Source organism: Algibacter aquimarinus, from assembly GCF_039543265.1.
GTDB lineage: Bacteria > Bacteroidota > Bacteroidia > Flavobacteriales > Flavobacteriaceae > Algibacter_B > Algibacter_B aquimarinus.
In genome coordinates this window covers 1,141,376-1,153,894 of record NZ_BAABJK010000004.1, presented here as the reverse complement: position 1 = coordinate 1,153,894, position 12,519 = coordinate 1,141,376, and the positions used below count along the sequence as shown (strand labels likewise).

The following is a 12,519-nucleotide window of genomic DNA, read 5'->3' as shown; positions in this document are numbered from 1 at the left end:
ATTTCAATTTGGATTAAATCCAATCCACAGGATTCTTCAATACTTCGATTAATTTTTCTTCATCACTTCCAGTTTCTGGTTGGTGGTCGTACACCCATTGCACATGCGGCGGTAAACTCATTAAAATACTTTCTATACGACCGTTGGTTTTTAGTCCGAATAGCGTGCCTTTATCATGTACTAAATTAAATTCTACATAACGTCCGCGTCGAATTTCTTGCCAATTACGTTGTGCTTCTGTGTATGGTAATGCTTTTCTTTTTTCAACAATAGGCACATAAGCTTCCAAGAAACTATCGCCAACTTCAGTTACAAAGTTATACCAATTTTCCATAGTCATATCGTCTGTAGCTTTACAATAATCGAAAAACAAACCACCTAAACCTCTGCCTTCGTTTCTGTGGGCGTTGTAAAAGTACTCATCACAACGTTTTTTATAGGTCGGGTAAAATTCAGGATTATGTTTATCGCAAGCTGTTTTACAGGTTTGATGAAAGTGTTTTGCATCGTCTTCAAACAGGTAATATGGTGTTAAATCTTGTCCGCCTCCAAACCAACTATCTATAATCTCACCTTTTTTGTCATACATTTCAAAATAACGCCAATTGGCATGTACGGTTGGCACCATAGGGTTTTTTGGGTGCAATACTAAACTTAATCCGCAGGCAAAAAAATCAACATCGCCCACTTTAAAATAGGCTTGCATCGATTTTGGAAGTTTCCCGTGAACACCTGAAATATTTACACCACCTTTTTCAAAAACTTTACCGTTTTCAATAACACGTGTGCGTCCGCCACCACCTTCTGGTCGTTTCCAAATATCTTGCTGAAACTTAGCTTTACCGTCGATGTCTTCAAGTTTTGAAGTAATGCGGTCTTGTAAATCTTGGATGTATTGGTAGAATTGTTTTTTCATTGAGGGTTTTTCTTTGAAACCTACAAGGTCATCAAGACCTCGCATGTTGGAGTACGTTTCATGCTGGTTGGGGTCTGCTATCTTGTTGTTATTGGCTTGTTTGGTAATAGATTCGACTTCGAGACCTGCAAGGTTTTCAAAACCTTGTAGGTCTTCTTTGTGCGCGTATTGAAAATTATCAATATCTTCAAATAAGCCTAGGATATATTCTTTTTCTTTAGCTAATGTGTTTTCTAAATAAGAATGAAAAGAAGTGAATTCATAGTGTTCAAAATTTTCAACTAATCCATGATTTTCGGGGTTTTTATGAACATAGATAATTAAATTTTTCAGGTAATTTTCATCTTGTATTTTTTTTCTTTTGAAGTGTTTTTCAAAGAGGCTTCCAGTTCTATTTTGTTGTTTATTATAAGCTTTAGCGTAAGCATTAAAGATATTTGAAAATGATTGCGTTGCTAATGATTCTTCCGAAATAATTTTTACAACTAGATGAAAATGATTGTTCATCAAACAATATGCAATAATATCAACTTTATTATTTAAATGTTTTTCAATCAATTTCAAAAAATAAAACATATTATCTTCATTCTGAAAAATAATATCGCTATTAATTCCTCGATTAAAAATATGATAATAATGATCTTTTTCTAATATTTCGAGTTTCATTTTAATCTTTAGATTTAGACCTACAAGGTTTTTAAAACCTCGCAGGTCTTATTAAGCTTATAGGTTAAATATTTACTTAATCTCTTTATACAATTCGTACAACTCCATGTTTAGAGGCGCTTCTCCTGGAGGTGTATGTTCATTTTTTAATGTTTTAATGTATGTGAAATTACAATTGTCGGCAACTTTCACACTGCCTATATTACTTTTGTGTACAATAATTTGAAGTGTTTCTATGCCTAAATTTTCAAAAGCATATTCTGATAGTTGCTGAATAGCCTCCGTCATGATACCTTTACCTTCAAAATTATAATCAATACAATAGGCAAACTCGCCTTGTTTTTTAGTCCAATCTACTTCTTTGATGTAAACTAATCCAACTAATTTATGGGATTCATTTTCTCTTACAGTAAATAAATATTCTTCTTTAGCTTGAAATTGATTTACTTTTTTTTCAACGAAGATGTTCGATAAATCGGGCGTTAAATTTTGCTCTAATGTTTTTGGAAAATAGCGTTTTAAACTGTCTTCATTAGCCACGGCAAAGTTGCAGATATTCCATCCGTCTTTTGCTTGAATAGGTGTTATATGATATTTACCTAGTTTAAGCTGCATTTAATGGATTATTTTTAAGTTGCAGAGCTTCCACTGTTCTAGTAGACGCAGCTGTAACCGATAATGGCAATACTAAAATAACACCAATTACTGGGATTAATAAAAACAGAATAAAAACAATACCGTTGCCTATGGCTAATCCACGGTGTTTACGCACAAATTGTAAGCTTTCTTTATATTGATAATGGCGTTCTAAAGTATAATCCATATTACCAAAGCCAGCATAATAGGCCTGCACCATAAAGAGTAATATGGTAGAAAATATATTGACTATAGGAATGAATTTTAAAAGCAGAATAGGAATTGTAAGTAACAATTCCATAAATAAGTTTCTACCATTTATTTTTATACCACGCATCAATTGTTGCATAAATGTAGTATCTCTATGAGAATGTGGCGGATTGCCCGTAAAATAAGCTTCTATTTTCTCTGAAACGGGACTCATAAATGGTGCAGATAGTGCCATTATGATGTGTTTGAACAGAATGAGTCCGATAACTACAATGATTAAACCACCAATAAAATTACTGATTGTAGAGAAGGTATCTTTTCCCCAATCCCAAATCCAAATTTTAGAAATGAAACCCCCAATATTATCTGATAATCCATAAGCAGACACAAAAATGATAATTGCAGTAATAAAACTAATTAGCATGGGAATTGCAAAATATTTCCAAAGTTTTAATTTTGAAATTAATCTGAAAGCACCGAAGTACGCTTTAATTCCTGAAATGATGTTTTTAATCATAATTAAACTGCTATATCTTCTTTGAGAAAAGACTCATTTTCTTCTTTTAGGTTTCTAGACCAAAGCGCTAAACCAAAAGTAAGCACACCTAAGCGCCCAATAAACATAAGAAAGATAACAACTATTTTTCCAAATGTATTGATGTCTGCTGTTATACCTGTACTAATTCCTACCGTTCCTAATGCAGAAGCGACTTCAAAAAGGATATTTTCAAATTTCAGGTCGTTAGTAATAGTAATTAAAAATGTGCCTAATAAAATGATTATAGTGTAAAAAATAAATGCAGACATGGCTGTATATAACCTTTCAAAAGGAATAATACGTCCTAAAAAAGTAATGTGTTTACTACCTGTTAACTGGCTTTTCATGATAGCGAATACAGCTGTTAAGGTGGTTATTTTTATACCACCAGCAGTACCCGATGGAGACGCACCAATGTACATTAAAAAGATACAAATAAGCATCATAGCTTGAGAAAATGCTCCAAAGTCTACAGTATTAAACCCAACGGTTGTCATGGCTGTCATGGTTTGAAAAAACGACGCTAAAAAACGAGAATTACTTGGTAATATTGCTATTGAAGGTTCAAAGAAGTAGAAGAATACAGTGCCAAAGGTTAATAAAATTAAAAACCCGTAAAAAATGATTTTTGTAGTAAAACTTAATTTGTGTGTTTTATGTTTTATCCACAAACCAAAATCAGTAATAACTATAAACCCTAAAGAACCGCAGATGGCAAGCATGGATATGATGAAGTTAATAAAACTGTCATCAATATAATCTGCGAAACCGTTGTTGAATAGACTAAAGCCAGCTGTACAAAATGTACTTATACTATGGAAAACCGATGACCAAATGGCTTCGCCAATTGCCATACCATCAACTGTAAAAGCAATGAAGAATAATACTGCCCCAATTAATTCCATAATTAATGTAAACAGAATTACAGACTTTAAAAAGTCTTTAATTTTTATAGTTTTTGGTAGTGTAAATTCTGTAGATAATATTTTTTTGTGCCAAAGCGTCATTTTTCTGGTGGTAGATAACAGCATAAATGTTGTAAAGGTTAAGTAACCAATACCACCAAGCTGAATTAATACCATGATGATAAACTGACCAAAAATATTATAGGTATCGAAAATGGAAACTGTAACTAAACCCGTTGTTGATACAGCTGAGGTGGAAATGAACAAATGATCTAAAATAGTAGCACTCCCTTTTTGAAAAATAGGTAAGCACAATAATAAGAAGCCTAGAATTATATATGTAAAAAATCCGTAGAATAAATTTTGTTGAGGCGTCCAACCTTTTTTTAATAAGGCGTATTTTTTAGCTAATTCTTGAAATTTATTAGGCATAATTTAATACTTTTTCGATCCCATTAAAAATAATCCTTTTTAATGACTATCGTAAATTTATTTCCTCATACATGAATTTAAGAAGGCTTATACTCTTTTACGGCATCAATAAATGCTTTTGCATTGTCTAAGCCAATGTTTGGTAAAATGCCGTGGCCAAGGTTTACGATGTATTTGTCTTTACCAAAATCGTCAATCATTTGGTGTACCATTTTTTTAATTTCCGCAGGTGGAGAGAACAAGCGTGTAGGATCGAAATTACCTTGTAGCGTAATGTTACCTCCCGTTAAATAACGCGCGTTTCTGGCAGAACAGGTCCAGTCTACACCTAATGCCGAAGCACCAGATTTTGCCATTTCTCCTAGCGCAAACCAACAGCCTTTTCCGAAAGCGATAACGGGTGCGTCGTCTTTTAATGCATCAATGATTTGTTGGATATACTGCCACGAAAATTCTTGATAATCAACTGGTGAGAGCATACCGCCCCAAGAATCGAACACTTGCACTGCGTTACAGCCGGCTTTTACTTTTTCTTTTAAATAAGCAATAGTGGTGTCTGTAATTTTTTGTAATAATTGGTGTGCAGCTACGGGGTTTGTAAAGCAAAATTCTTTGGCTTTATCAAAGTTTTTACTGCCTTGTCCTTGCACGCAATAGCATAAAATAGTCCACGGAGAACCAGCAAATCCTATTAACGGAATTTCGTCGTTAAGTTTTTCTTTGGTTGCTTTTATGGCTTGATACACGTAATTTAAAGCATCTTTTACGTCTGGAACAATAACGTTATCGACATCTTTTTGAGAGCGTACTGGGTTTGGTAAATAGGGTCCAAAATTAGGTTTCATTTGTACCTCAATATTCATAGCCTGCGGAATCACTAGAATATCACTGAACAAAATAGCGGCATCCATACCGTATCTGCGAATGGGTTGTACGGTAATTTCACTAGCTAGTTCTGGTGTTTGGCAACGGGTAAAGAAATCGTACTTTGCTTTAATTTCCATGAATTCTGGCAAGTAACGTCCTGCTTGACGCATCATCCAAACTGGCGGACGATCTACCGTTTCTCCTTTTAATGCTCTTAAAAATAAATCGTTTTTCATGTCTAGCTTTTGGCTTTTGGCTTTTAGCTGTTAGCTAAAAAGTATTAACTATTTTTTATTTTATTTATTAAACTATTTATCATTCTTGCTTCTTTTTGAATTAAGCTAAAAATGGATTCAAGTTCATCTTCTTTTATAAAATTTAATTCTTTTGCGATAATTAATTGCGTTTCAACTTCAAATAGAGATCCTATTGCAATTTCTAAAAAGCGTTTGAATTCAACTTCACTATTTCTGCTACAACCTTCTGCAATGTTTGACGGAACAGAAACTGATGCTCTTGTTATTTGACTTCTTAAACCAAACTTTTCTTCAGAAGGCAGTTTGTCAGATAATTGATAAACACGTTTTACAAGATCAATTCCGTTTTTCCAAATGTCAAGTTTTCTAAAATCTCTCATGTTTTTAGCCTTTGGCTATTTGCCTTTAGCTTTTATTATTCACAACAGTGGAAGCCAATAGCTAATAGCCAGAGGCTAAGAGCTAAATATAATGTTCATTCACCAACTCAATCACACTTTCTACAGTTGGCACTTTTGCAATTCTAACATCTTTGAAATGTTTTTTTGCTTCTTTAGCAGTTGTTTCTCCAATGCAAAAAGCAATCACTTCAGCTTTATTAACTCTAACAAAACTTTCAACGGTTGATGGACTATAAAACATTGCAACTTCAACATTATCGTCAACTTTAACCCCATCATATTTAGTTTGGTAAGCTTCTACTTCGTTTACCTTAATATTGTTTTCGGTTAAAATAGTTGGTAAGGCATCCAGTCTTATATCGCTACAAAAATACGTAACTTCAGTGCCTTCAAGGTATTCTACTAAATGCTCCGCTAGTTTTTTTGCATTTTTTTCGGTATGCTTTACTTTACCTATTTTTTGTTCTACCAAACGTTTTGTCCTTCTGCCAACGCAGTAAATATTTTTAAACTGAAGCTCTGTTGCTGAATAATTGGTTGTTAAAGATTCCACAGCATTTTTACTGGTAATCACAACATTTTGGATTTCATTTTTTAAGAAACGAGGATGAATTCTATTCAAACTTATTTTGATGAAATCTAAACTTTCTGCTACTACTTTTTCATGAAACAGCAAACGTTGGTCTTCAGTAAGAGATTTTGTAGAAAACACATTAGTCTTTTTATTTGAATGTTTAATGGTATCCATTAAACGTTTTCCACCACGTTCTATAACAAAGTCGGCACAAAACTGTGCCATATCATTATGTTCTCCTAGTTTTTTAACTCGAGTAACATCTATTCTTTTGGTTCCATCAGGGCTTAATAGTACGCCTTTAAAGTTAATTTCTTCGTCTTTAATGTAAGCCAAAGCACCTATTGGTGCTGTACAACCGCCTTCTAGTTTATTAAGAAATTGGCGTTCTATTGTGGTACAAATTTCGGTCTCTTCGTGGTTTAATGCTGTGCACGCTTCTTTTACAAAGTCATCTTCGTCAAGAGCAGTAATCATAATAGCGCCTTGTGCAGGAGCAGGAATCATCCAATCTAGATTAATAGCTTCCTCTGGTCGTATTCCTATTCTACCAATTCCAGCAGCTGCAAAAATAGCACCGTTCCAATCGTTGTCTTCTAACTTTTGTAAGCGAGAATTTACATTACCACGCAAATCTGTAATGGTATGTGTTGGAAATCGGTTTAGCCATTGTGCTTTACGGCGTAAACTCCCTGTTGCAATAACAGCATCTTTAGCCCCCAAAAACTCTTCATTGTTTTTAAAAACAAGTGTGTCGTTAACGTTTCCACGTTTTAAAACGGCTGCTTGTACAATGCCTTTTGGTAAAACTGTTGGTACATCTTTTAAAGAATGTACCGCAATATCGATGTCATGATTTAGCATCGCGATATCTAAAGTTCTTGTAAAAATACCAGTAATCCCTAATTCGTAAAGGGGTTTGTCTAAAACTAAATCGCCTGTAGATTTTACGGGAACGAGTTCTGTTTTATGTCCAGCTTCTTCGAGTAATTTTTTTACTATGTTGGCCTGCCATAGTGCTAATTCACTATCGCGCGTGCCAATTCTTATGGTTTTAGACATTAGTTTTTTGAGGTTCTTCTAACTGAAAAACTTTTTTAATAAGTTCCAGACTATCATCTGTAGATACATCATCATCTTTTAAATGATGCGCAAAATGATTAGTGATTTTTTGAATAATATTATTACTAATTAATTCGGCTTGAGCTTCATTAAAATCGGCATTTTTCTTTCGTTGTGTATCCAATTCCGCAGTAGCAAAATCAGCCAATTTATGCTTTAAAGCTTTAATTGTTGGTGCAAATTTTCTGGTTTCTAACCAGCTATTAAATTCTGCTTTAACCTCTTCTATAATTACCTCTGCAGAAGGAATATGTGCTTTTCTAGCTTCTAATGTCTCATCAGTAATTTGAGATAAATGATCTAGATGAACTAATGATACATTTTCCAATTCCTCAACATTTTCATTTACATTCTTAGGAATAGATAAATCTAAAATTAAAAGTGGTTTTTTGGTTTGAATGATATGCTTATCGATTGTAGGACGTTGGGCACCTGTTGCCACTATTAAAATATCAGAATCGCTTACTTCTTCTTGTAAATTAGAATAATCCTTAACCAACAAATTAAATTTTCCAGCAATTTTTTCGGCCTTATCTTTTGTTCTGTTAATCAAGGTTATATGCTCATTTTTGGTATGTTTCACCAAATTTTCGCAAGTATTTCTGCCTATTTTACCTGTTCCGAAGAGTAAAATATTTTTATCTGAAACGTTTTCAATGTTCTTGAAAATGTATTGAACCGATGCAAAAGATACAGATGTTGCACCCGAAGAAATATCAGTTTCTGTTTTTATACGCTTGCTTGCTTGAATAACTGCATTAACCAAACGCTCAGTAAAATGGTTTAGTAAACCGTGTTTTCTAGATAATTTTGCGCTAATTTTTAACTGACTTATAATTTCAAAATCTCCAAGTATTTGACTATCTAAACCAGAACCCACACGAAACATATGTGAAATCGCATCTTTGTTTTTATAAACATAGGCTACTTTTTGAAATTCTTCAACAGTACCTCTGGTGTTGTCGCAAAGTAATTGAATAAGCTGGAAAGGGTGTTGGGCAAACCCATAAATTTCAGTTCGGTTGCATGTAGAAGTAACAACCAAACTTTCAATACCATTTTCATTAGCTTGATTTAGTAATGCTAGCTTAGAATCGCTGTCTAAACTAAAACGTCCTCTTATATCTGCATCGGCTTTTTTATAACTTAAACCAATGGCATAAAATGAACTACTTTTACTAATGTTGTATTTCTGCATTGCTATACCTGAAAATGTGAAGCAAAAATATAGGGATGATTTATAAAAAAATAACGCTTGAAGAACTTTTAATATCGTTTGTGGTTTTTTAGCGTTGTTTTTTCAGAAAATATGATAAATGTCATACTTTTGCAGTGTATAAGGCACTTTTAATTGCTTTAATTTAGAACGAATCTAAATAAAAAGAATATGAATCAAGAATTAAATACAAAAAAAAGTATCGCTAAAAGTTCTTTTGAAGAAACTAAAATTGAAAATGGATTTATTATCTTAATGTTTAAGAATGATGAAAGTTTCATTCAAAGTGTTGCAAAAGAAATAAATAGCACATTTTTACAATTTCATTTTTGTGTTAAAGGGGCTAGTAAATTTGTTTTTAATCAAGGGCGCTATATGTTAGATATTCATGAAGAAAATTCATTGTTGCTTTATAACCCACAACGAGAATTACCAATTGATCTTCAAGCAGAACCTAATTCATGGATTGTTTCTGTGCTAATTTCCATTAAAAAATTTCATGGTTTGTTTTCGCAAGAAGCCGATTATATCACGTTCCTTAGTGATGATAATAAAGATAAAAAATATTATAAGGATGGAATTATTTCACCATCCATGGCTATTGTTTTAAATCAGTTACTAAATTACAATCTTAATCAGTCTATTAAACCGTTATATTTTAAAGGTAAAGCTTATGAGTTGTTAAGCTTATATTTTAATAGAAGTGAAGACGCAAATATAGAGCAGTGCCCTTTTTTAGTTGATGAAGCTAATGTTATTAAAATTAGAAAAGCCAAAGATATTATTGTTAATCGTATGGCAGAACCTCCAAGTTTACAAGAGTTAGCAGACGAAATAGGGTTAAGCCTTAAAAAGTTAAAAGAAGGTTTTAAACAAATTTACGGCGATTCCGTTTATAGTTTTTTGTTTGATTATAAAATGGAAGTAGCCAGAAAATTATTAGAAGCAGGTGATGACAATGTTAATGAAGTAGGTCATAAAGTAGGTTACAGTACATCGAGTCATTTTATTGCGGCTTTTAAAAAGAAGTATGGCACAACACCTAAAAAATATGTAATGTCACTGAATTAGGGCTATGTAAGTTTTTTTAATTATTTTTGACTAAACCTCAAAATCTAATATTATGAAATTCTTAACCCCAGAAATTGAAGCTTTGTCTAAAGATATTCAAGGTAAATCGTTAGCTAGAACAAATATCTCATGTGGTATATTCCAAGATTGCGATTATAACGAAGAACGCCCTAAGCTTTATTATCAAAAAAAGTTTTAAAACTTTAGCAGTTAGTTTACAAATTCAAGAATCGTGCAAGCGATATTTAATAGGTAAAATCTTGTTTAATTTTTTCATTGCAAATTGTGTCGTATTTTTGCAACATGAAAAAAGGAATCTTACTCGTAAATCTTGGTTCTCCAGATAGCCCAAAACCAAAAGATGTAAAAAAATATTTAGGTGAGTTTTTAATGGACGAACGTGTTATAGACGTTCCGCTGTGGGCAAGAAATTTACTTGTTAAAGGTATTATTTTAAATACACGACCAAAAGCTTCTGCAAAGGCTTATCAAAAAATATGGTGGGATGAGGGTTCGCCTTTAATTGTACTTTCTGAAAGACTTCAAGAAAAAGTACAGGAAAAGCTTAAGTTTCCTGTAGCTTTAGCTATGCGATATGGAAGTATGACTATTAAAAAAGGGCTCCAAGAACTGGTTGATAAAGGCTGTACTGAAATAAAAACCATACCATTATATCCACAATTTGCAATGGCCACTACAGAGACCATTGATGTAAAAGTAGATGAATTGGTTGCTAAATATTTTCCGCAGGTAAAAATTACTCGAACTCCAGCGTTTTATGGAAGAGAAGATTATATAAAAGTGCTTTCAAAAAGTATTGCAGAAAAACTTGATAATTTAGATTACGAACATATTCTTTTTAGCTATCATGGCGTTCCAGAAAGACATATACGTAAAAGCGATGTTACCAATGGTAATTGTAAAATGGATGGTAAATGTTGTTTTAAAAAGGGAAGTCCGCAACACGAATTTTGTTACCGCCATCAATGTGAAATCACAACAGTAAATGTGGCAAAAAAGTTAGGTTTAAAAAACGGCACATATTCTACAACATTTCAATCTAGGCTAGGTTTTGATCCATGGTTGCAACCTTATACAGATAGAACTATAGAACGCATGGGGAAAGTGGGCATAAAAAAAATGGCAATAGTAACTCCAGCCTTTGTGAGTGATTGTTTGGAGACTTTAGAAGAAATTGCCATGGAAGGTGAAGAAATTTTTCATGAAGTAGGAGGAAAGGAATTTACAGTAATTCCTTGCTTGAATGACAGAGAAGATTTTGCCCAAGTTATTGCTAATATTTCTGAAGAGTGGACAACAGTTGAAAAACCTTTAACTGTTTAATGGCAAAAGTATCATCGCAAGATTTAGGCACAGAACCTATAGGTAAACTCCTTATTAAACAAGCTGTTCCTGCATCTATTGGTATTTTAGTTATGTCGCTTAATATTCTAGTGGACACTATTTTTGTGGGACAATGGATTGGTTCTACGGCTATTGCTGCAATAAACGTTGTACTTCCCGTATCTTTTTTTATAGCCGCCCTTGGTATGAGTATTGGTATTGGAGGGTCCTCAATTATTTCGCGCGCGCTAGGTGCAAATAATGAAACTAAGGCTTTACAAACCTTTGGAAACCAAATTACATTAACACTACTACTTACTATATCATTAGTAATACCTGGATTGTATTTTATTAACGATATTATTCCTGCTTTTGGCGGCAAAGGAAACATTTTTGAGCCTGCCAAAATCTATTATAAAATAGTGCTTTACGGCGTACCTTTTTTAGCGTTTTGTATGATGGGTAATACCGTTATTAGGGCAGAAGGTAAACCAAAATTCGCTATGTATGCCATGATGATTCCATCTATTGGAAATTTGATTTTAGATTACATCTTCATCAATCTTCTAGATTTAGGAATGGAAGGTGCTGCTTGGGCAACAACAGGATCTTATTTGCTTTGTTTTGGTTTTATTTTATGGTTTTTTCTTTCTAAAAATTCAGAATTAAAACTAACTAATTGCTATTTTAAACTAAGACTACCAATAGTAAAAGAAATAGGGTCTTTAGGTTTTGTAACGCTTTCAAGGCAAGCTGTAGTGAGTATTACATACTTGTTTATGAATAATATTTTATTCGACCTTGGAGGTGAAACATCAGTTACAGCTTATGCCATTGTTGGTCGTATGCTTATGTTTGCTTTATTTCCAGTATACGGAATTACTCAAGGGTTTTTACCCATTGCAGGATTTAATTATGGCGCTCAGCATTATGACCGTGTTAAGAAAACCATTGCAACAGCTTTAAAATATGCCATAGGATTAGCAGCATTGGTATTTGTAATTCTGATGATTTTTCCAGAAGTAATCACGAAGTTATTTACATCTGATGTAGATGTAATTAAAGAAACACCTTCAGCAATGCGTTGGGTTTTCGCTGCAACACCAATCATAGCTATACAGCTAATAGGCGCAGCATATTTTCAAGCTGTTGGAAAAGCTATTCCCGCATTATTATTAACCTTAACAAGACAAGGAATTTTCTTTATTCCATTAATTTTTATTTTGCCTAAATTTTATGGAGAATTAGGTGTTTGGATGTCATTCCCCATTGCAGATGTGCTATCAACTATAGTTACTGCATTCTTTTTACACCGTGAAGTGAAGTTAAAATTGAATAAGACGATGGCATAATATTTTTTTATG

At 33.1% G+C, this 12,519-nt stretch carries 12 protein-coding genes; 4 read left to right on the top strand and 8 right to left on the bottom strand.

Features of this window, described 5'->3' with window-relative positions; all coding sequences use genetic code 11:
• Window positions 1-13: 13 nt before the first annotated feature.
• The 8 genes from hemF to hemA all read right to left on the bottom strand — a co-directional run bounded on the left by hemF (window position 14) and on the right by hemA (window position 8,722).
• Window positions 14-916 carry an oxygen-dependent coproporphyrinogen oxidase gene (gene hemF, locus ABD939_RS07860; protein ID WP_345167357.1) on the bottom strand — a complete coding sequence of 301 codons (903 nt, stop codon included), beginning with the start codon at window positions 914-916 and terminating at the stop codon, window positions 14-16.
• 738 nt (window positions 917-1,654) lie between these two features.
• The gene (locus ABD939_RS07855) at window positions 1,655-2,197 is read right to left on the bottom strand and encodes a GNAT family N-acetyltransferase (protein ID WP_345166659.1); all 543 of its coding nucleotides are present in this window, start codon (window positions 2,195-2,197) and stop codon (window positions 1,655-1,657) included.
• A complete protein-coding gene (locus tag ABD939_RS07850; RefSeq protein ID WP_345166657.1) occupies window positions 2,187-2,945 on the bottom strand; it encodes an EI24 domain-containing protein in 759 nt (252 codons plus the stop codon). Before ABD939_RS07850 ends, ABD939_RS07855 begins: the two co-directional genes overlap by 11 nt.
• 2 nt (window positions 2,946-2,947) lie before the next feature.
• Window positions 2,948-4,303, bottom strand: a complete 1,356-nt coding sequence (locus ABD939_RS07845) for a TrkH family potassium uptake protein (protein ID WP_345166655.1) — start codon at window positions 4,301-4,303, stop codon at window positions 2,948-2,950.
• A gap of 77 nt (window positions 4,304-4,380) precedes the next feature.
• On the bottom strand, window positions 4,381-5,406 hold the full coding sequence (gene hemE, locus ABD939_RS07840; RefSeq protein ID WP_345166653.1) for a uroporphyrinogen decarboxylase: 1,026 nt from the start codon (window positions 5,404-5,406) through the stop codon (window positions 4,381-4,383).
• A 44-nt stretch (window positions 5,407-5,450) separates the two neighbouring features.
• Entirely contained in the window at window positions 5,451-5,807 is a 357-nt protein-coding gene (locus tag ABD939_RS07835; protein ID WP_345166650.1) for a four helix bundle protein, read from the bottom strand.
• Window positions 5,808-5,889: 82 nt separating this feature from the next.
• The gene (hemC, locus tag ABD939_RS07830; RefSeq protein WP_345166647.1) at window positions 5,890-7,464 is read right to left on the bottom strand and encodes a hydroxymethylbilane synthase; all 1,575 of its coding nucleotides are present in this window, start codon (window positions 7,462-7,464) and stop codon (window positions 5,890-5,892) included.
• Window positions 7,457-8,722 (bottom strand): glutamyl-tRNA reductase, encoded by a 1,266-nt coding sequence (hemA, locus tag ABD939_RS07825; RefSeq protein ID WP_345166645.1) that lies wholly within the window; start codon window positions 8,720-8,722, stop codon window positions 7,457-7,459. The genes hemC and hemA overlap by 8 nt, the downstream gene beginning before the upstream one ends.
• Window positions 8,723-8,911: 189 nt before the next feature.
• On the opposite strand from hemA, the gene ABD939_RS07820 reads away from it, so the two are divergent.
• The 4 genes from ABD939_RS07820 (at window position 8,912) to ABD939_RS07805 (ending at window position 12,507) form a co-directional block, all read left to right on the top strand.
• Complete coding sequence (locus ABD939_RS07820) at window positions 8,912-9,811, top strand: helix-turn-helix transcriptional regulator (RefSeq protein WP_345166644.1); 900 nt, start codon at window positions 8,912-8,914, stop codon at window positions 9,809-9,811.
• A gap of 52 nt (window positions 9,812-9,863) precedes the next feature.
• Window positions 9,864-10,010, top strand: coding sequence for a hypothetical protein (locus ABD939_RS07815; protein ID WP_345166643.1), 147 nt, complete (start codon window positions 9,864-9,866; stop codon window positions 10,008-10,010).
• Window positions 10,011-10,114: 104 nt separating this feature from the next.
• On the top strand, window positions 10,115-11,155 hold the full coding sequence (gene hemH, locus ABD939_RS07810) for a ferrochelatase (protein WP_345166641.1): 1,041 nt from the start codon (window positions 10,115-10,117) through the stop codon (window positions 11,153-11,155).
• Window positions 11,155-12,507: an MATE family efflux transporter gene (locus ABD939_RS07805; RefSeq protein ID WP_345166639.1), complete on the top strand. Its 1,353-nt coding sequence runs from the start codon at window positions 11,155-11,157 to the stop codon at window positions 12,505-12,507. The genes hemH and ABD939_RS07805 overlap by 1 nt, the downstream gene beginning before the upstream one ends.
• Window positions 12,508-12,519: the final 12 nt, after the last annotated feature.

What these genes read in the sequence shown, in the direction of transcription:
- ABD939_RS07835 (WP_345166650.1), bottom strand. Translation starts at nt 5,807, where the DNA reads ATGAGAGATTTTAGAAAACTTGACATTTGGAAAAACGGAATTGATCTT.
- hemA (WP_345166645.1), bottom strand. Translation starts at nt 8,722, where the DNA reads ATGCAGAAATACAACATTAGTAAAAGTAGTTCATTTTATGCCATTGGT.
- hemF (WP_345167357.1), bottom strand. Translation starts at nt 916, where the DNA reads ATGAAAAAACAATTCTACCAATACATCCAAGATTTACAAGACCGCATT.
- ABD939_RS07820 (WP_345166644.1), top strand. Translation starts at nt 8,912, where the DNA reads ATGAATCAAGAATTAAATACAAAAAAAAGTATCGCTAAAAGTTCTTTT.
- hemE (WP_345166653.1), bottom strand. Translation starts at nt 5,406, where the DNA reads ATGAAAAACGATTTATTTTTAAGAGCATTAAAAGGAGAAACGGTAGAT.
- ABD939_RS07855 (WP_345166659.1), bottom strand. Translation starts at nt 2,197, where the DNA reads ATGCAGCTTAAACTAGGTAAATATCATATAACACCTATTCAAGCAAAA.
- ABD939_RS07850 (WP_345166657.1), bottom strand. Translation starts at nt 2,945, where the DNA reads ATGATTAAAAACATCATTTCAGGAATTAAAGCGTACTTCGGTGCTTTC.
- ABD939_RS07815 (WP_345166643.1), top strand. Translation starts at nt 9,864, where the DNA reads ATGAAATTCTTAACCCCAGAAATTGAAGCTTTGTCTAAAGATATTCAA.
- hemH (WP_345166641.1), top strand. Translation starts at nt 10,115, where the DNA reads ATGAAAAAAGGAATCTTACTCGTAAATCTTGGTTCTCCAGATAGCCCA.
- hemC (WP_345166647.1), bottom strand. Translation starts at nt 7,464, where the DNA reads ATGTCTAAAACCATAAGAATTGGCACGCGCGATAGTGAATTAGCACTA.
- ABD939_RS07805 (WP_345166639.1), top strand. Translation starts at nt 11,155, where the DNA reads ATGGCAAAAGTATCATCGCAAGATTTAGGCACAGAACCTATAGGTAAA.
- ABD939_RS07845 (WP_345166655.1), bottom strand. Translation starts at nt 4,303, where the DNA reads ATGCCTAATAAATTTCAAGAATTAGCTAAAAAATACGCCTTATTAAAA.